Here is a 19943-nt window from a genome sequence, read left to right as displayed (position 1 = left end):
CCAACATGTAAGATGAAAAAGCAGCCAACAGAGAAGCGTGGCTGCTTGTTCTTATTATACCATAAATTGTAGTGATGTCGCATGAAGTTTTGTGCCCGGTTCATACGTCAAATAATGTTTTGGATCGCTACTTAGTACACGCACAATTTCATACTCATTCGTTTCTGTCTGTTGCACAAGCAACGTCACTCCGTTATATTGAACGGTGCGGTGTTTTCTATACTCCGTTTCGTTCGTTTGAAAAACTAAAAACTCTGGAACGATGGTATGTAAAATCATTGTAACATTGCCCCTTTTTGATTAGATCGGTCAATGAGTTCTCGTAATTTATACATCGCTTGTGACAGTCCTCCGACTTCATCAATTAAACCGTATTTCACGGCATCTGTTCCTACCACATTCGTTCCGATATCACGCGTTAAATTGCCTTTAGAAAACATGAGTTCTTTAAATTTTTCTTCACTAATGTTTGAATGTTTCACAACAAAGTTCACGACGCGCTCTTGCATTTTATCTAAATACTCAAACGTTTGTGGCACGCCAATGACAAGACCTGTGAGGCGAATCGGGTGAATTGTCATCGTTGCCGTTTCTGCGATAAATGAGTAGTCGCAAGACACAGCAATTGGCACACCAATCGAATGACCTCCACCGAGCACAATCGAAACAGTTGGTTTGGACATCGAGGCTAACATTTCTGCAATAGCTAACCCTGCTTCGACATCACCACCTACTGTATTTAATACGACGAGCAGTCCTTCAATATTAGGGTTTTGCTCGATGGCCACAATTTGCGGAATAATATGTTCGTACTTTGTCGTTTTATTTTGCGGCGGTAATTGAATGTGCCCTTCAATTTGCCCAACGATCGTTAAACAATGAATCGTTGAATCAGAAGAAAGTTGCGGAACATTCGTTTGACCGAGCTGAACAATATTTTCTGCTGGAGACGGCTTCGTTTCCTCTTGAGATATATCTCGTTCTTCCATAACAATCCCCTTTCTGTTGCGTGATGTCGTTAGTATACGTGAACATCGACATGTTCATACAAAAAACACCTGCGACACGCAGGTGTTTTCTTGACTTTGAGCATGTTGTTTTATACTTCCATAATAATTGGTAAAATCATCGGTTTTCGTTTTGTTTTTTCAAATAAATATTGGCTAAGGGCATCACGAATGTTTGTTTTTAATGAAGACCATTCAATGACGTAATCTTCCATACTCTTTTCTACAATCTCTTTTACAATTTTTACTGACTCCCCAAACAGCGTTTCGGATTCGCGCACATATACGAAACCGCGTGAAATCATTTCCGGACCAGCAACGATACGCTTATCTTGTTTACTTAACGTCACAACAACGATCATAATTCCATCTTGTGAAAGTAGGCGACGATCGCGCAATACAATATTGCCTACATCACCAACGCCTAATCCGTCAATTAAAATTTGACCGCTTGGCACTTTTCCGCCAAAACGGGCGTGACCGTTACGAAATTCGATTACTTCTCCTTTTTCAATCAAAAAGATCGCATCTTGGCGAATGCCGACAGCTTGGGCGATTTTTCCATGCGCTTTTTGCATACGAAATTCTCCGTGCACCGGGATAAAATATTTTGGTTTCATAAAATTTAACATTAACTTTAATTCTTCCTGATATCCGTGTCCAGACACATGAACTTGGCGTTGTCCGTATACGACATTTGCTCCTGCACGATATAACGCATCAATCGTTCGAGCAATAAATAGTTCATGACCTGGCATCGGAGAAGAAGCAACGATGACCGTGTCCCCTTCTTTAATGTTGATATATTTATGCGCTTGTTTCGCCATGCGCGCTAGTGCTGCCATCGGTTCTCCTTGATTGCCTGTCGTTAAAATGACTAAATCGCGATCATTGTAGCGATCCACTTCGCTCATCGAAATGATCATATTTTCATCCAATTTCAAATATCCGAGACGCACCGCGATATCGATCACCTTATGCATATGACGGCTCATAATCACCACTTTTCGCCGATGATCACGAGCAGCGTGCAACACTTGTTGAATGCGCGTAATATTTGATGCAAAACAAGCAACGATCACACGACCTTGCGCATTGTAAATGACGTCGGAAATCTCTTGACCAACAACCGCTTCAGAACCTGTATATCCCGGCTTTTCTGCGTTTGTGCTATCTGATAATAAACAAAGTACACCTTTCGCCCCAATTTGTGCCATTTTACCGAAATCGGTACGGCATATGCCAACAGGCGTTTGATCAAATTTAAAATCGCTCGTATATACGATGGCACCTTGCGATGTTTGAATACTTACCCCTAGACAATCTGGAATGCTATGATTCGTTTGGAAAAATGATATGATAGCTTTGTCAAATACGATCTCGCTGTCAGCATGTATTTCGATGCGCTTCGCTTTCGATGTAATCCCTTGCTCTTTTAATTTTTCTTCCATGAGCGCAAGCGTCAATTTTGCCCCGTACACAGGTACAGTAATTTTTCGCAACACGTACGCAATAGCGCCAATATGATCGTCATGACCGTGCGTTAAGAAAATGCCACGAATACGTTCTTGTTGTTCAACTAAGTACGAAATATCAGGAATGACCATATCAATACCGAACATTTCGTCCTCCGGAAACATAAGACCTGCATCAAGGACGAAAATGTCTTCGTCGACCTCGACGACATACATATTTTTTCCTACCTCTCCAACACCGCCGAGGGCAAACACACGAATTTTCTCTGCTTGTTTCATCGTAAAATCCTCCTACAGTCAACCAAACTCACCCGCTCAAAGTCACTTACATCCATTATAACTGATTCAACAATAAAAAAGAAAGGGATGAATTCCCTTTCTTTTAACCTTGTAACACATGCATCAATTGCAAACGTTCTGATTCAGTAAGTGGCACAAGTGGAAGTCGAACAGAACCAACATCTAATCCCTTCAACTGTAACGCCGTTTTTACTGGCACAGGGCTTGGCGCAGCAAATAATGCTTTCATGATCGGTAATAGCTGTTGATGCATCGCTGCCGCTTTTTTATTGTCTCCACGCATGAAAGCTTCCATCATTTCTTTCATTTCATTGCCGATAATATGCGAGGCCACGGAAACAACACCCTTTCCGCCAATCGCTAACACAGGAAGCGTCAAGCCATCATCTCCGCTATACAACATGAAATCATCGCGCGTTTTTGCAATAATTTCCGTCATCGCATCTAAATTGCCGCTGGCATCTTTGACGGCTACGATGTTTGGAATTTCGGAAAGACGAACGATCGTTTCAACAGAAATATTGACGACCGCCCGACCCGGAATGTTATACACCATGACGGGCAAAGACGTGCTCTCTGCAATCGCTTTGTAATGCTGATAAATGCCTTCTTGATTTGGCTTATTGTAATAAGGTGCGACGATCATAACGGCATCGACACCGATTTCTTCTGCCTTTTTCGTTAGTTCAATCGATGCACGCGTATTGTTGCTTCCTGTTCCTGCAATGACAGGTACGCGCCCGTTAACAACTTCGACAACATGGCGAAAAAGCGCCAACTTTTCCTCAGTCGTTAACGTTGGCGATTCTCCTGTCGTTCCAGCGACAACAAGTGAATCCGTACCGTTTTCAATTAAATAGTTAATTAATTGCGTTGTTTTCGCAAAATCGATATTCCCTTTATTGTCAAATGGGGTGACCATCGCTGTGGCAATTTGACCAAATTGAACCACAATTTTTCACTCCTAACTAAAGTATTGTTTCTGTTCGGCAAGCTGAAATGCATCGTGTAATGCATTCACCGCTTCTTTTAAATGCTCTTCCTTCACTAGTACCCAAATAGTCGTATGGCTATCAGCTGATTGTAAAATTTGAATGCCACGTTCGGATAACGCGGTAACAATTTTCGCTGTTACCCCCGGGACACCGGCAATGCCTGCTCCAACAGTCGATACTTTCGCGCAACCGCGTGTGACAGTTGGCTCATAGCCAAGCTTTTGCAACGTCGCAATGGCGCGATCTGCCACATCGCTCGATACGGTATATACGACCCCGTTCGGTGAAATGTTAATGAAGTCGACACTGATTCCTTCGTTTGCCATTGCTTTAAATACTTCCGCTTGTAAATCGTAATGTCCCTCTTTCGCTGGCACTTTAATTTGCGTAATGTTTGAAACGTGCGCAATTCCTGTCACTAATCGCTCTTTCACATCGCTTCCTTTTTTTCCAATCGATGTGACAAGCGTCCCTGGGGCATCAGAATACGTCGAACGAATGCGCAGAGGCACTTTCGCTTGCATCGCAATTTCAACCGCACGTGGATGAATGACTTTCGCCCCTTGATATGCCATATTGCAAATTTCCGTATATGTCACGACATCAAGTGGTCGTGCATTTTCTACGATACGTGGGTCTGCTGTCATCACACCTTCAACGTCGGTAAAAATGTCAATCCATTCCGCACCTAGTGCAGCGCCGAGTGCGGCTGCTGACGTGTCGCTCCCACCGCGTCCAATCGTTGTTACATCTCCGTTTTCGGCAGCACCTTGAAAACCTGCGACAACGACAACATCATGCTCTCTTAGCGCACGCAACAACCGCTCACAACGCATATCGATAATTTTCGCATTCGTATGATCATTGTTCGTACGAAAGCCTGCTTGCGCTCCGGTAAAGGCTGTGGCTTTGACACCATGTTTGTTTAACATGTTTGTGAAAACGACGCTTGAAATAATTTCCCCACACGCCATCAATAAATCTTTTTCACGGTTTGTCACATATGCATTGGCTCCGTCAATGAGGCTAAGAAGCGTATCCGTTGCATACGGATCTCCTTTTCGCCCCATCGCCGAAACGACGACAACAACTTTATATCCGTCTTCCAACGCTTTTTCAATATGTTTACGCGCTAAATTTCGGCCGTGTTCATCACGAACAGACGTACCGCCAAACTTTTGAACGATAATTTTCAACGTCAACACCTCGATGCTGATTTTACGCTTTCACAAGCCCTAATTTTAAAAGACTTTCGGCAATTTGAACAGAGTTCCATGCTGCTCCTTTTAACAAGTTATCAGAAACGATCCATAAATGGAACCCTGTATCGCGATGTAAATCTTTGCGAATGCGACCAACGAATACGTCATTTTGTCCTGTTGCATACAACGGCATTGGATAAAGTTGTTCGCTTGGATCGTCTTGCAAGACAACGCCCGGTGCTTCTTTTAGGAGCGACTGGATTTGCTCGGCCGATACTCCTTCTTTTTCTACTTCAATGTAAACGGATTCCGAATGTCCTACCATCACCGGAATGCGTACACACGTTGCTGCTACTTCCAATTCCGGCATATGCATAATTTTTTTCGTTTCATTAATCATTTTCATTTCTTCAAATGTAAACCCGTTATCTTGAAATTTATCAATTTGTGGAATGGCGTTAAATGCAATCGGATAATGTTTGCGATCCGATTTTACCGGTAAAATTTCCGGTGTCACTTCTTCTCCATTTAACATATGCGCGGTTTGCGTTTTTAACTCTTCTACCGCTTGTGCTCCTGCTCCTGACACTGCTTGATATGTCGAGACGATCACACGCTTTAGTCCAAATGCTTGGCGAATCGGTTCGAGCGCAACAACCATTTGAATCGTTGAGCAGTTTGGGTTAGCAATAATTCCATTATGCCAATGTAAATCTGCTTCATTCACTTCAGGAACGACAAGTGGGACGTTTTCATCCATACGAAATGCGCTCGTATTATCAACAACAATTGCTCCACGTTTCACCGCTTCAGGAGCAAGTTGCTTCGATACCGCTCCTCCTGCACTAAATAATGCGATATGCACTCCTTCAAAGCTTTCTGGCTTTGCTGCTTGCACTTCAATTTCTTCACCTTTAAACATGACTTTTTTTCCAGCTGAACGCTCCGATGAAAGTAAAGACAATTTAGCAATTGGGAAATTTCTTTTTTCTAACGTTTGAATCATTTGCTGTCCGACAGCTCCAGTCGCGCCAACGACGGCGACATGTAATCCTTTTTGCTCCATCTCTTCTTCTCCTTCCAACTCATAGACAATTTTAATATCATTTATTTTAGCACATTCATTCATAAAGGAGAGACGTTTTTTATAAATTTTCTTGCAACTGTTTATTTATGAGCGACGATGTTCAACGATGACCGGCTGAATTTGTCGACCTTCTAGCGCGGCTTCTACTGTATCGAGCAATAAAGGCATATGAGCCACCATCGAATTTGGCTTTTTAAATGGATCATCTTGCCCAAATGGAATGAAGTAAATATTTTTTGCCGCCATTAATCGCATTAAATTCACTCCATTTAAACCGAGCGCGTCGTTTGTCGAAATGCCGATCACAACCGGACGATGGTTACGCATCGTCGCTTTCGCAGCCATTAGTACAGGAGAATCTGTCATTGCGTTCGCTAATTTGCTCATCGAATTTCCGGTTAACGGTGCAATGACCATACAATCAAGCGGTAATTTCGGTCCTAACGGCTCCGCCTTTACAATTGTATCAATGACTTGATGACCTGTCATCTCTTCAAGTTTTTTCACCCATTCTTCTCCTTTGCCAAATCGGGTATTTGTCGATTGTACGGTATAGGAAACGATCGGAATGACGTCTGCCCCTTTAGCAATTAATTTTTCAATTTCTGGCATCACCGCATCATATGTGCAATGTGATCCGGTTAAGCCGAAGCCAATGCGCTTTCCTTGTACGTTCATTTTTTATTCTCCTTTCTTTTTTTCAAATCTGCTGAAAGAAGTTGTGCCAATACGTTCGCGACAATTTGCCCCGCTGTTTTCGGAGCGACAATACCAGGAAGCCCTGGAGCTAATAATGCTTGAATGCCGCGTTTTTCCGCATATCGAAAATCCGTTCCGCCCGGTTTTGACGCTAAATCGATGATGAGCGTATGAGCAGGCATTTTCGCAATGACGCTTGCGGTTACAACGGGATGTGGGATCGTATTAATACAAACGTCAATATCTTTCACGTGTTGTTCTAAATCGTTTAAATGAAACGGTTCGAGCGCCATCTCTGCAATGCGCGCTAAATGTTCGGAGCGACGGGCTCCCACTTTTACTTTCGCTCCTAAAGCCGCAAACGTTCGGGCAACGGTCATACCTACACGCCCTAACCCTAAAACAGCAACGCGTGATCCATGAATTGTCACATCTGTATGTTGAATGACCATCATGATCGTTCCTTCTGCCGTAGGAATCGAGTTATAAATAGCGACATCATCCCGTTCGAATAGTTGAACATGTTTTCGTCCGACCGACTTAACGACACGATCTAAATAGTCGTTGGTAATCCCTGAGTAAACGGTACAATGCATCGGGGTCTGGCGGAGTAATTCTTCTGTAAACGTCATTTTTTCGTTTGAAAATACCGTTTGAATTTCACCATCCATACTCGTTCCGTGAACAGGTAAAATGATAGCATCCACTTCGTGGAAATCGACTTCGTGAATTTTCATTTTCGTTACCCCAGCAAAGCCATGGTCTAATTGATCGAAGCCAACAAGTGACAATCTCGCGTCAAGTTCCATCAATTTCCGAATGACTTCAAGCTGCCGAGCGTCCCCACCGATGATCGCAACGTGCATTCCTGTCAGCATGAGTTCATTCACCCTCTTATACATCTAGTTTTTTGCCCATCGTTACTTTCACATCTTATGATATCGGTCATAAAACGGTGAGCGGAAAATGAAAAAAGACACCCCTTCAGGTGTCTAGTCATCGACATCAATTAAAATCATATCAGAGCCGATCTTTTTTACACGACTCCACGGCACGCGTATATCTGTCCCATCTTTCCGAAAACCGAACCATTTTGTTGTCGGAATTAAAAGCGCTTGAATTTGCCCCGTTCGCTCATTGATTTCTAAATCTGTTTGTCCTAGAATACCGAGGCGCTCTGCTCGCTTCATATCGACAATTTCTTTCCCGCTTAATTCACTTAATCGCATACGACGTCCCCCTTTCTTTATCATTGTAGAAAAAAGAGCATAAAAAAATGCCTGCAAGTTTATTGTTGCAGGCTCTTTGGTAATGTTCCTTCCGGACTGATGAGGGCAACGGAAAAGTCGTCTGTAAAAATCGTTTGCGCCATGCGATCAACGCTTTCTTTTGTCACGCGATCAATGCTTTCAATGATTTCATCAAGCGAGCGATGACGACCGAGCAACAGCTCATTTTTTCCATTTCGGCTCATACGACTATTTGTACTTTCTAAACTTAACATTAAGTTCCCTTTCATTTGCTCTTTGCTATTTTCTAGCTCTTTTTCGGTAATGCCATCTTGTTTTAGTTGTTCAATCGTTTGTTGAATCGTATCGAATAAAAGATCAAGCTGGTGGCTTCCTGTCCCTCCATAAATCGTGATCATTCCTCCGTCGCGATAGGCGGAATGGTAAGAGAAAACAGAATAAGCTAATCCACGTTGCTCACGCACTTCTTGGAAAAGACGACTACTCATACTTCCACCTAAAATGTTGTTTAAAATAATTAAACTATAAATATCTTCATGCCCAATTGGCAACCCATTAAATCCAATACATACGTGCGCTTGCTCCGTCTCTTTTTTGCGCGCGATTTTATGCGGATAAAACGTTGGTGCGATATGCGCATCGTTACCTTTTTGTCTCGTAAACGAGCCGAAATAAGCTTCGACTTGTTGAATAAACGACTCATCGACATTCCCTGCAATGGAGATCACAACGCGATCGGGCGTATACGATTCATGCATATATTGCCGTAACGTATCCCCTGTAAACGTCGCTAACGTTTGCTCCGTTCCTAAAATCGGATAACCGAGCGGATGATTTCCATAACTTGCCTTGCTTAATAGGTCATGGACGAGATCATCTGGTGTATCTTCATACATTTTAATTTCTTCGAATACGACATTTTTTTCTTTTTGTAACTCTTCATCTACAAACGTAGAGTGGAAAAACATATCGGCTAGTATATCTAAAGCAAATGACGCATGTGTATCTAATACTTTAGCATAGTAGCACGTATATTCTTTTGACGTAAACGCATTTACTTGACCGCCGATGCGATCAAACGATTCCGCGATATCACGTGCTGAACGCGTTTTCGTTCCTTTGAAAAACATATGTTCAAGAAAATGCGAAATGCCATTGTTTTGTTCGTTTTCATTGCGTGATCCTGTACCGATCCAAATCCCGATCGCCACAGACCGAACTGTTGGGATATGCTCGAGTACAACTCTTACCCCATTTTGACACGTATATGTTTTAATCAATTCCCTTCCTCCTATTTTTTACAATTCTTTCCTCACTTAATAATGTGGACACATTGTCAATTGCGTATTCTTGTTTTTGTAATGATTGAATTAACGGCTCTAACGCCTTTGCCGTTGATACAGTCGGATGCATCAAAATCATCGCCCCGTTATGCACTTTTGATGTTACTCGTTCCACTATAACAGAAGGCGATGGTTTTTGCCAATCAATTGTATCGACCGTCCATAAAATCGTGTACATCCCAAGCTCATGAGCGATATATACGACATCATCTCGATAGCTACCGCTTGGTGGAGCGAATAGCCGAGGTTTAATACCTGTTACTGCTTCAATCGCATCGTTCGTTTTGACGATTTGTTCCCGAATCGCTCGTTTACTCATCATTTTCATATCTGGATGGTTGTACGAATGATTGCCAATTTCATGACCGGCATCAGCAATCATTTTTGCCAGTTGCGGATTTTCTTTTACCCAACGTCCTTCTAAAAAAAACGTTGCACGTACGTTGTATTTTTCAAAAATATGTAACATGCTTGGGATATGTTCGCTTCCCCAAGCGACGTTAATTAGAAAAGAGACCATCGGTTTATCTGGATGCCCCCGATAAATAGGTGATGGGGGTAAATCAGACAAATGAATAGACGGCGATACTTGTTTATATACGAGCTGTTGTTCAGAAAATGTTCCATTTTGTTTCATCTGCTTATATGATGCCTCAATATCCACTTCTAATCCGTTGTAGCCAGGGATTGCTTTCCATACACGATCGACTTTCGCATTTTGCGCAGGAATGTTATATTGTTTTGCCCGTTCGATAACTTGAATATATAACGGATCACCTTGTTTTGCCACCGTCATATGCCGTAAATCATGGATGTACGTTGTCGTCCACGGATTTTGTACAATTATGGCCGACACACATATGATGATCGTTAAAAAAAACGCTCGCCGCACGCTTCGTCCCCTCCTTTTCTAATAAAGAGGGTATGAGTAAGAGGGACAAGGTAGAACGAGCGCACAAAAATTTTACACACAGCAAAGAAGCCAAGGGGATGCGAACCCAAGGCTCCGGTTTTATTGCTCGGCTTCTTTTTGATCGCGTAACACGGCCTTGCGTGATAAGTTTACACGACCTTGTTTATCAATTTCTGTTACCTTTACTAAAATTTCATCACCGATGGAAACGACATCTTCTACTTTTCCGACGCGTTCCTCCGCTAATTCTGAAATGTGCACGAGACCGTCTTTTCCGCTAAACAATTCGACAAACGCTCCGAATTTTTCAATCCGCTTGACTTTTCCTAAATATACTTGTCCAACTTCCACTTCACGAACGATATCTTCTATGATCTTTTTCGCTTTTTTGTTCATGTCTTCATTTACTGATGAGATGAAAATAGTTCCATCTTGTTCAATATCAATTTTCACGCCAGTTTCTTCAATAATTTTGTTAATTTGTTTTCCGCTTGGACCGATAACGTCACGGATTTTATCCGGATTAATTTGCATCGTTAAAATTTTTGGTGCATATGGTGACAACTCTTTACGTGGTTCGCTAATCGTTTGCATCATATGTTTTAAAATTTCGAGGCGACCTTTACGCGCTTGTTGCAACGCTTCTTCTAAAATTTCACGCGACAATCCTTTAATTTTAATATCCATTTGCAAGGCGGTAACTCCTTTTTCTGTACCAGCCACTTTAAAGTCCATGTCACCAAGGTGGTCTTCCATGCCTTGAATGTCCGTTAAAATCGTATAATGTTCGCCACTTTTCACAAGTCCCATCGCAATACCAGCAACCGGTGCTTTAATTGGCACTCCCGCATCCATCATCGCAAGCGTGCTCGCACAAATGCTCGCTTGAGACGTTGAACCGTTTGACTCTAACACTTCAGATACAAGGCGAATTGTATATGGAAACTCTTTTTCAGACGGAATGACCGGTTCAAGCGCGCGCTCACCAAGCGCTCCATGCCCAATTTCCCGACGACCTGGTCCACGCATTGCTCCCGTTTCTCCAACGGAAAATGGCGGGAAGTTGTAATGATGCATAAACCTTTTCGTTTCTTCAATGCCGAGCCCATCTAAAATTTGTACATCGCCAAGTGCTCCGAGCGTACATACGCTAAGCGCTTGCGTTTGGCCGCGTGTAAATAAGCCGGATCCATGCGTGCGTGGTAAAAGTCCAACAGCTGACGAAAGCGGGCGAATTTCATCGACTTTTCGTCCGTCTGGGCGTACTTTTTCTTCTGTAATTAAGCGACGCACTTCTTCTTTCACAAGTTTATATAAAATTTCTTTTACTTGCTTGATCGTTTCTTCGTCTGCTTCTTGCTCTTCATATGAAGCGACAACTTCCGCTTTTAATTGTTCAATCGCTGCTTCACGGGCCAATTTTTCAGGCACTTGAACTGCACGTTTCACTTCGCCTTCAACACGAGCGCGAATATGTGCTTCGAGCTGAGGGTCGAGTTCATAAAGGATCACTTCCATTTTTTCTTTGCCCACTTTTGCCGCGATGTCTTCTTGGAAGGCGATGAGACGCTTAATCTCTTCATGTCCAAACATGATTGCTTCAAGCATGACTTCCTCTGGTACTTCGTTTGCTCCGGCTTCAACCATGTTGATCGCATCTTTTGTCCCTGCAACAACAAGATGCATATCGCTCTGTTCCATTTGTGCAACAGATGGGTTAATGACAAACTCCCCGTTGACGCGACCAACTGTCACTCCTGCAATCGGTCCTTCAAAAGGAATATCAGAAATCGTCAACGCTAACGAAGAACCAAACATGGCTGCCATTTCTGGTGAGCAGTCTTGATCAACGCTCATCACCATGCTGACAACTTGCACTTCGTTACGAAATCCTTCTGCAAATAGCGGGCGAATCGGGCGGTCGATGAGACGGCTCGCTAAGATGGCTTTTTCGCTCGGACGCCCTTCTCGTTTAATAAATCCCCCCGGAATTTTACCGACAGCGTATAAACGTTCTTCATAGTTAACCGTTAACGGAAAAAAATCCACGTTTTTTGGTTCTTTTGATGCTGTCGCTGTGCTCAATACGACCGTATCACCGTAGCGAACTAATACAGCGCCGTTTGCTTGTTTGGCTAATTCGCCAATTTCAACGGTTAACGGCCGACCCGCCCAGTCGATCGAAAACACATGTTTTTCTTGTTCCATATAAACCGAGTACCCCTCTCTATGTACAAATGAAAAATCGTATTTGTTTTAGTATAATCAAATATCGGTGCAAATACTAATAAAAAGCGGGAATGCTCCCGCTTTTTACTTATCGGCGTAATCCGAGTTTGTTAATCAATTCACGATAACGGTTGATGTCTTTGTTTCGTAAGTACGTAAGTAAGTTACGACGACGACCAACCATTTTCAAAAGACCACGACGAGAATGATGGTCTTTACGATGAACGCGTAAATGATCGTTCAAGTTGTTAATTTGCTCTGTAAGGATAGCAACTTGTACTTCAGGAGAACCTGTGTCAGTTTCGTGAATTTTGAACTGGTTGATGATCTCGTTTTTACGCTCTTGTGTTAATGCCATCCTTGTTCACCTCCTCTTTTTTCAGCCCCAATTACCGAGCAAACGGCGGTGACTCGTATTGCCCAGCAATGGTTAACATACACTAAATAGAATACATGTTTTTCCGATAAAATGCAAGGGGATTTTGAAAATATTCGCGTGCCGCTTCAACATCGCGATGAATTTGTTCGATCAGTTCGTGTACAGAAGAAAACGCCCGTTCGTCACGCAATCGTTTATGCCATTGGATTGATACGCTCACACCGTAAATATCTGCTGAAAAATCGAATAAATGCACTTCAATCGTTGGCTCTTTCGGCTGTTCCGTATGAAATGTCGGCTTATATCCAACATTACATACTCCCGTCCACATTTGATCGTCGATCGTGACCGTTACCGCATACACCCCGATACGCGGAATGATGTAATCATCATCAAGCGCAACATTTGCCGTTGGAAATCCGATCGTTCTCCCACGTTTATCCCCATGAACTACTGTGCCTGTCACTTCATATAATCGCCCAAGCAAATGTGGCAGTTGCTCCACATCCCCTTTAGCTAAACATTGACGAATATATGTCGAACTAATTTTCTCTTCACCAAACATTTGTTTTGGAATGACCGTTTGCGTAAATTGTTCACGGGAATGAAACGGCAATGTTTCCATCGTTCCTTTCCCCAAACGACCGTACGTAAAGTCAAAGCCAGCTACCACATGTTTGACACCAAGCCCAATAATATATTCGTCAACAAATTGTTGCGGTAATAAATGGGCAAATTCAGGCGTAAATTGAACGATGTATAAATAATCTACCCCAAGTTTTGCAATTTGTTTTTCTTTTTCTTTTAAAGGTGTAATAAAACGGACATGTTGTTGTGAGCGTCCAAGCACGACAGACGGATGCGGATGAAACGTCATGACCGCGCTTTTGTATTGATGATCATCGGCAATTCGCTTCGCCGTCTGAATAACTTTTTGATGTCCAAGATGAACACCGTCAAAATACCCGAGTGCCATGACGAGCGGATCATCGTTTTTTTGATTTAACGGATGGGACAGCCAAATCGTTTTCATCGTTTTCACCTACAATATTTTTAAAGGTTTCATATAACTTTGCTTTGTTGGATGAGGCATGTAAATCGCTAACGCTTCACCTTGTCTGTTTATCATCAATAGACGTGCAGGCATAGAGGGGAGAGCAGGTAAAACCGACCCGTTTTTTACTTTTTTCTCTTCCTCATCGCTCAGTACGTATGTCGGCAAATGGGCTAACGCTCGTTCAATCGGCAAAAGCAACGTATGCGCTGTACCATTTTCTATATGTTGTTCAATGTCAGCAAACGTCACACATTGATCGAGCGTAAACGATCCTGACGCTGTGCGAACGAGATGGGACATGTGTGCTGGATATCCAAGTTGTTCGCCTATTTGAACGGCAAGCGTACGCACATATGTCCCTTTACTACACGTCACTCGAAAACGAAACGATATACGTTCACCTACAAATACTTGTCTGTTATCGAGAAGTTGTAACTCGTAAATATAGACGTTTCTTTTCGGCCGTTCGACGTCAATCCCTGCCCGTGCGTACTCATATAATTTTTTCCCATTTACTTTTACTGCAGAATACATCGGTGGGATTTGCTCGATTTCTCCCGTCAGTTTATCCAATACACGTTCAATTTCATGACGGGCGATTGGCCGCTCCACCGATTTTATTGAAACAACATCACCCGATGCATCTTCTGTTGTTGTTGCTATCCCCAGCGTCACTTCCCCTTCATACGTTTTTTTTTCTGCCGTTAACAGTTCAACAATTTTCGTCGCTTTGCCAATGCAAATCGGCAATACACCACATACATCGGGATCGAGCGTTCCTGTATGACCAACTTTTTTCGTTTGAAATAGCTTACGAATACGCATGACACAATCGTGTGACGTCATGCCAGCAGGTTTATGTAACAATAACACTCCGTCCATCACTTCACCTCTAAAATAGCGGAAATGGATAGACCCATGTCTATCCATTATTCTTCTTTATGTTCTTTTTCTTCGGAAATTTGTTTAATTAAACTTTCAATTCGTTGTCCGTAATCGATTGTTTCATCAATTTCAAAGTAAATTTCCGGCGTCTTGCGTAAACGAATACGCTGACCAATTTCTGAACGGATGAATCCGGTCGCTTTTGCTAATCCTTTGAGCGTATTTTTCTTTTGTTCTTCATCTCCAAGAACAGAAATATACACTTTTGCTTGTTGCAAATCGCCCGTTACTCGAACATCCGTTACAGTAACGAAACCGATACGTGGGTCCTTCAGTTTGCGTCCGATAATGTCACTTAATTCTTTTTTCATTTGTTCGCCTACACGTGTGGCTCGCAAACTCATCATCATCACCTCGATTAAAACCACTCAAATGTTGTAACCGTTCGCTCGATTTCTGGAAACGAATCGATCAATTGCAACGCACGTTGAAGTTCTTGTTCCGTTGCTGTTCGCTCGGCTGTAATAGCTACAATTCCAAGCTTCGTTCGTTGCCATACGTTTTGATAATCTACTTCGGCTACGGATATATTATATTTTTGTTTGAGCCGTGTGACAATGCGTTGCAACACGGCTCGCTTTTGTTTCAATGATTGGACGTCGTAAATGATACATTCACATTCGACGTACCCGATCATTTTCGTGCCACTTCTTGCATGACATATGCTTCAATAACGTCGCCTTCTTTAATATCATTAAAGTTTTTAATCGTTATACCGCACTCGTATCCTTGTGCTACCTCTTTTACATCGTCTTTGTAACGTTTTAACGTATCGATTTGTCCTTCATAAACAACGATGCCTTGACGAATGAGGCGAACGCTACTATCGCGCGTAATTTTTCCATCTGTTACATAGCATCCTGCAATCGTGCCGACTTTCGATACTTTAAACGTTTGACGAACTTCTGCTTGACCGATCACTTTTTCTTCGTACTCTGGATCAAGCATACCTTTCATCGCTGCTTCAATTTCTTCGATAACTTTGTAAATGATACGATGGAGACGAATGTCTACTTTTTCTGTTTCTGCTACGCGTTTAGCATTCGCATCCGGACGAACGTTAAAGCCGATGACAATCGCATTCGATGCAGATGCAAGCATAATGTCGTACTCTGTTACAGCGCCCACACCAGAGTGAATGATTTTAACGCGTACACCTTCTACTTCAATTTTTTGCAATGCCGCAACAAGCGCCTCAACAGAACCTTGAACATCAGCTTTGACGATAATGTTTAATTCTTTCATTTCGCCTTGTTTAATTTTTTCAAACAAGTCATCTAGGCTCACGCGCGCTTTAACGCTTCGTTGTTGCACAATTTGTTTTTGAGCACGTGCTTCGCCAATTTGACGCGCTTTTTTCTCATCTTCAAACACCATAAAACGATCGCCTGCTTGCGGTACTTCGTTTAATCCTGTAATTTCGACAGGCGTCGATGGACCTGCTTCTTTCACGCGACGACCGAGATCGTTTGTCATCGCCCGCACACGGCCATACGTATAGCCGACAACAATCGGGTCACCGACACGCAACGTCCCGGATTGAACGAGAAGGGTGGCAACTGGTCCACGGCCTTTATCTAATTTTGCTTCAATGACCGTTCCTGTCGCACGGCGGTTTGGATTTGCTTTTAATTCTTCCATTTCGCTAACAAGCAAAATCATTTCAAGTAAGTTATCAATTCCTTCTCCTGTTAACGCTGATAATTTACAATAAATTGTATCTCCGCCCCATTCTTCCGGAACGAGCTCATATTCCATCAACTCTTGCATAACGCGATCCGGGTTTGCTGTCGGCTTGTCGATTTTATTGACTGCGACGATAATTGGAACTTTTGCCGCTTTCGCATGGTTAATCGCTTCAACTGTTTGTGGCATAACACCATCATCCGCCGCAACAACAAGAATGACGATGTCTGTCACTTGTGCACCGCGTGCACGCATCGTTGTGAACGCTTCGTGACCCGGTGTATCTAAAAACGTAATTTTTTTGCCGTTAACAACGACTTGATACGCACCGATATGTTGCGTAATGCCCCCCGCCTCTTGTTCCGTTACTTTCGTATGACGAATTGAGTCAAGCAACGTTGTTTTTCCGTGGTCAACGTGACCCATGATCGTGACGACAGGTGGACGCTCAACTAAATCTTCTGGGTTATCAACAATTTCAATCGTCTCAAATTCTGTTTCGTCAACGGTTACTTTTTCTTCGACTTCTACACCGTAATCTGAGCAAATGAGCTCGATCGCATCTTTGTCTAAATCTTTGTTAATCGTTGCAATAATGCCGAGCATAAATAGCTTTTTAATAATTTCAGAAGGTTCTTTACCTAGTTTTTTCGCTAGTTCGGCAACCGTTAATGATCCTTCAAATGTAATTTTTTTCGGAAGCTCTTTCTCCTTTTTCTTTTGCACTTCTTGTTGTTGTGGAGCTTGCTGAGGTTTTTGTTTCTTATTTTTTTTGTTATTGAAAATTTTCTTTTCTTTTTGTTGAATTTGCAAGTCGTGTTTTTTCCCTTCGCGATTTTTTACTACTGCTTTTTTAATTGGCACTTTCGTTTGAATGACTTCATCTTCATCTTCTTCAAACTGTTCTAAAACAGGCTTTTTCACTGGTGTCTTCTTTTCTTCTTTTTTCGCTTCTTGTTTTGGTTCTTGTTTTTGTTCTTGGTTTTGCTCGTTTTTAAATGAACGATCTAATTGCTCAACAACATCTGCTTCAATCATCGTCATATGGTTTGACACATCGATGTTCATTTCTTTTAGTTTATGGATTACGTCTTTACTTGACACATTATGTTTTTTGGCATACTCATATACACGCATTTTTGACATACATTCACCCCCAAAATGTTAGAGCATCGTTTTCAGCTTTTGTGCGAATCCTTCATCCGTAATCGCTACAACAACACGTGCTCCTTTTCCAATCGCCCCACCTAATTCGTGACGACTGTCCACGTAACAAAGCGGAACGCGATAAAACGAGCATTTATCGGAAATTTTTTTTCTCGTGTTTTCTGACGCATCTTCCGATAAAATGACAAGCTTCGCGCGTTTACGCTGAATTTCTTTTACAACAAGCTCTTCTCCCGAAATGACTTTACGCGCCCGATTCGCTAGTCCGAGAAAAGAAACCCATGGTTTATGATTCATTTGTTTCTCCGTTCTCCTTCTCAGCGAGCTGCAATAACTGTTCGTAAATGGAATCGTCAATGGTTGCTTTTAAATGATGCGCAAGCGTATTTTTCTTTTTGGCAAGTAAAATACATTCTTTACTTAGCGTGATGTACGCACCACGTCCCGCTTTTTTTCCCGTCGGATCAATTGACACATCTCCTTCTTTCGAACGAACGATGCGAATAAGTTCTTTCTTTGGTTTCATTTCCCCTGTAACAACACATTTGCGCATCGGGATTTTTTTCGGCATATTATTCCACCTCACTAATCTCCTCTTCGTCAACTTGGAACGATGATGAAGAACGAGGGTAAATACCTAGTTGCTCCGCTTCTGATTGACTTTTAATATCAATTTTCCAATTCGTTAACTTCGCCGCTAACCGAGCATTTTGACCACGTTTTCCAATAGCAAGCGATAGTTGATAATCCGGTACAATGACCGTCGTCGCTTTTTCTTCTTCGTTAACGATGACGTCAAGCACTTTAGATGGACTTAGCGCATTGGCTACAAATTCAACCGGGTCTGCAGACCAACGTACAATATCGATTTTTTCGCCTTTTAACTCATTTACAATCGCTTGTACTCGTTGTCCTTTTGGTCCAACACATGCACCAACCGGATCAACTTCTGGGTTATCCGAATGAACAGAAATTTTTGAGCGATCTCCTGCTTCGCGTGCAACCGATTTAATTTCTACCGTACCGTCATAAATTTCTGGTACTTCTAATTCAAACAATCGCTTTAATAGTCCTGGATGCGTGCGCGATACGTAAATTTGTGGACCTTTTGTCGTTTTTTCTACTTTTGTAATGTACACTTTGATGCGATCATGTGGTTTATATGTCTCATTCGGCATTTGTTCGCTCACCGGAAGCAACGCCTCAATTTTACCGAGACTGACGTAAATAAATTTCGAATCCGTTCGCTGAACAATACCTGTCATAATATCTTCTTCACGATCAACAAATTCAGCATAAATGACACCTCGTTCTGCTTCGCGGACGCGCTGCGTGACGACTTGCTTCGCTGTTTGGGCAGCGATGCGTCCGAAATTTTTCGGTGTCACTTCAATTTCAACAACATCTCCTACTTGATAGTTCGGATTGATTCGCTTCGCTTCGTCAAGCGAAATTTCTAAACGTGAATCATACACTTCATCTACGACTTCTTTACGAGCAAATACGCGAATGGTTCCCGTTTCTTGATTAAAGTCAACACGAACGTTTTGCGCTTGATTAAAATTGCGCTTATAAGCGGACACAATCGCTGCCTCTATCGCTTCAATTAACACTTCTTTACTAATGCCTTTATCGCGCTCAAGCGCCGTTAAAGCATCTAACAACTCTGTATTCATGAACCGGTCGTCCCCCTTTAATGTGAATTAAGAAAAAATGACAGCTAGCCGTGCACTAGCTATTTTTTCATATGGAATCGTGATTGTTTTTTTCTTTGTTTTCACTTTCACTTCTACCGTCACGGTTTGCCCATCAAATGCAGTTAACAATCCTTCAAACTCTTTTTGACCGTCGACTGGCTCATACGTTTTGACGTAAACGTTTTTTCCGACGGCGCGTTCGAAGTCTTTCGCCTTTTTAAGTGGACGCTCTGCCCCTGGTGATGATACTTCTAAAAAGTAATTGTGCGGTATAGGATCAATTTCATCGAGTTTTTCACTTAACTGTTCACTTACGACACCGCATTGATCGATATCAACACCTGTCGGTGAATCAATAAAAATACGCAAAAACCAATTTTTACCCTCTTTCACGTATTCAATATCGACAAGTTCTAATCCCATATGTGTGACAATCGGGGTGACGAGCTCCTCGACGATGTGTGTGACTTTTTTCATATTGGTCCTCCTAACTGCAAGAAAATCCCTTGCAA

Annotated in this window: 22 protein-coding genes; all 22 read right to left on the bottom strand. The window is 42.3% G+C overall.

The annotated features are described in order from the left end of the window. Nucleotides 1-54: 54 nt before the first annotated feature. The 22 genes from HNQ84_RS09780 to rimP all read right to left on the bottom strand — a co-directional run bounded on the left by HNQ84_RS09780 (nt 55) and on the right by rimP (nt 19908). On the bottom strand, nt 55-279 hold the full coding sequence (locus HNQ84_RS09780; protein ID WP_183241464.1) for a YlzJ-like family protein: 225 nt from the start codon (nt 277-279) through the stop codon (nt 55-57). Beyond that, nucleotides 276-989 carry a ClpP family protease gene (locus HNQ84_RS09775; RefSeq protein ID WP_183246965.1) on the bottom strand — a complete coding sequence of 238 codons (714 nt, stop codon included), beginning with the start codon at nt 987-989 and terminating at the stop codon, nt 276-278. The genes HNQ84_RS09780 and HNQ84_RS09775 overlap by 4 nt, the downstream gene beginning before the upstream one ends. Before the next feature lie 110 nt (nt 990-1099). Beyond that, nucleotides 1100-2761 (bottom strand): ribonuclease J, encoded by a 1662-nt coding sequence (locus HNQ84_RS09770; protein WP_435621979.1) that lies wholly within the window; start codon nt 2759-2761, stop codon nt 1100-1102. Between the two features lie 103 nt (nt 2762-2864). Next, complete coding sequence (dapA, locus tag HNQ84_RS09765; protein WP_435621978.1) at nt 2865-3734, bottom strand: 4-hydroxy-tetrahydrodipicolinate synthase; 870 nt, start codon at nt 3732-3734, stop codon at nt 2865-2867. Between the two features lie 12 nt (nt 3735-3746). After that, nucleotides 3747-4973, bottom strand: coding sequence for an aspartate kinase (gene dapG / locus HNQ84_RS09760; protein ID WP_183241480.1), 1227 nt, complete (start codon nt 4971-4973; stop codon nt 3747-3749). A 22-nt stretch (nt 4974-4995) separates the two neighbouring features. Further along, complete coding sequence (asd, locus tag HNQ84_RS09755; RefSeq protein ID WP_435621977.1) at nt 4996-6045, bottom strand: aspartate-semialdehyde dehydrogenase; 1050 nt, start codon at nt 6043-6045, stop codon at nt 4996-4998. Nucleotides 6046-6150: 105 nt separating this feature from the next. After that, nucleotides 6151-6744, bottom strand: a complete 594-nt coding sequence (dpaB, locus tag HNQ84_RS09750; RefSeq protein ID WP_435621976.1) for a dipicolinate synthase subunit B — start codon at nt 6742-6744, stop codon at nt 6151-6153. After that, nucleotides 6741-7643 (bottom strand): dipicolinic acid synthetase subunit A, encoded by a 903-nt coding sequence (dpaA, locus tag HNQ84_RS09745; RefSeq protein WP_246348845.1) that lies wholly within the window; start codon nt 7641-7643, stop codon nt 6741-6743. Before dpaA ends, dpaB begins: the two co-directional genes overlap by 4 nt. A 114-nt stretch (nt 7644-7757) precedes the next feature. Continuing rightward, a complete protein-coding gene (locus tag HNQ84_RS09740; protein WP_004891000.1) occupies nt 7758-7994 on the bottom strand; it encodes a YlmC/YmxH family sporulation protein in 237 nt (78 codons plus the stop codon). Between the two features lie 59 nt (nt 7995-8053). Then, the gene (locus HNQ84_RS09735; RefSeq protein ID WP_055441109.1) at nt 8054-9295 is read right to left on the bottom strand and encodes a M16 family metallopeptidase; all 1242 of its coding nucleotides are present in this window, start codon (nt 9293-9295) and stop codon (nt 8054-8056) included. Next, nucleotides 9288-10250 carry a polysaccharide deacetylase family protein gene (locus HNQ84_RS09730; protein WP_435621975.1) on the bottom strand — a complete coding sequence of 321 codons (963 nt, stop codon included), beginning with the start codon at nt 10248-10250 and terminating at the stop codon, nt 9288-9290. The genes HNQ84_RS09735 and HNQ84_RS09730 overlap by 8 nt, the downstream gene beginning before the upstream one ends. 120 nt (nt 10251-10370) lie before the next feature. Continuing rightward, nucleotides 10371-12479: a polyribonucleotide nucleotidyltransferase gene (gene pnp, locus HNQ84_RS09725; protein ID WP_435621974.1), complete on the bottom strand. Its 2109-nt coding sequence runs from the start codon at nt 12477-12479 to the stop codon at nt 10371-10373. 109 nt (nt 12480-12588) lie between these two features. Beyond that, a complete protein-coding gene (rpsO, locus tag HNQ84_RS09720) occupies nt 12589-12858 on the bottom strand; it encodes a 30S ribosomal protein S15 (RefSeq protein ID WP_004891005.1) in 270 nt (89 codons plus the stop codon). A gap of 82 nt (nt 12859-12940) precedes the next feature. Then, nucleotides 12941-13912: a bifunctional riboflavin kinase/FAD synthetase gene (gene ribF / locus HNQ84_RS09715; protein ID WP_435621973.1), complete on the bottom strand. Its 972-nt coding sequence runs from the start codon at nt 13910-13912 to the stop codon at nt 12941-12943. 9 nt (nt 13913-13921) lie between these two features. Beyond that, nucleotides 13922-14818 (bottom strand): tRNA pseudouridine(55) synthase TruB, encoded by an 897-nt coding sequence (gene truB, locus HNQ84_RS09710; RefSeq protein ID WP_435621972.1) that lies wholly within the window; start codon nt 14816-14818, stop codon nt 13922-13924. 47 nt (nt 14819-14865) lie between these two features. Continuing rightward, nucleotides 14866-15225, bottom strand: a complete 360-nt coding sequence (gene rbfA, locus HNQ84_RS09705; RefSeq protein WP_003394813.1) for a 30S ribosome-binding factor RbfA — start codon at nt 15223-15225, stop codon at nt 14866-14868. A 14-nt stretch (nt 15226-15239) separates the two neighbouring features. Further along, nucleotides 15240-15518, bottom strand: a complete 279-nt coding sequence (locus HNQ84_RS09700; protein ID WP_032099683.1) for a DUF503 domain-containing protein — start codon at nt 15516-15518, stop codon at nt 15240-15242. Beyond that, nucleotides 15515-17713 (bottom strand): translation initiation factor IF-2, encoded by a 2199-nt coding sequence (gene infB / locus HNQ84_RS09695; protein WP_435621971.1) that lies wholly within the window; start codon nt 17711-17713, stop codon nt 15515-15517. The genes HNQ84_RS09700 and infB overlap by 4 nt, the downstream gene beginning before the upstream one ends. Nucleotides 17714-17731: 18 nt before the next feature. Continuing rightward, nucleotides 17732-18031 carry a YlxQ family RNA-binding protein gene (locus HNQ84_RS09690; RefSeq protein WP_183241496.1) on the bottom strand — a complete coding sequence of 100 codons (300 nt, stop codon included), beginning with the start codon at nt 18029-18031 and terminating at the stop codon, nt 17732-17734. Beyond that, on the bottom strand, nt 18021-18305 hold the full coding sequence (gene rnpM, locus HNQ84_RS09685; RefSeq protein ID WP_009732926.1) for an RNase P modulator RnpM: 285 nt from the start codon (nt 18303-18305) through the stop codon (nt 18021-18023). Before rnpM ends, HNQ84_RS09690 begins: the two co-directional genes overlap by 11 nt. A gap of 1 nt (nt 18306) precedes the next feature. Continuing rightward, nucleotides 18307-19410: a transcription termination factor NusA gene (nusA, locus tag HNQ84_RS09680; protein WP_006322329.1), complete on the bottom strand. Its 1104-nt coding sequence runs from the start codon at nt 19408-19410 to the stop codon at nt 18307-18309. A gap of 27 nt (nt 19411-19437) precedes the next feature. Continuing rightward, nucleotides 19438-19908 carry a ribosome maturation factor RimP gene (gene rimP, locus HNQ84_RS09675; protein ID WP_032099687.1) on the bottom strand — a complete coding sequence of 157 codons (471 nt, stop codon included), beginning with the start codon at nt 19906-19908 and terminating at the stop codon, nt 19438-19440. Nucleotides 19909-19943 lie beyond the last annotated feature (35 nt).

This window comes from Anoxybacillus eryuanensis (genome assembly GCF_051200995.1).
Classification (GTDB): domain Bacteria; phylum Bacillota; class Bacilli; order Bacillales; family Anoxybacillaceae; genus Anoxybacillus; species Anoxybacillus tengchongensis.
Note: the sequence above shows the minus strand (reverse complement) of the source record. Positions and strands in the feature narration are given on the sequence as shown.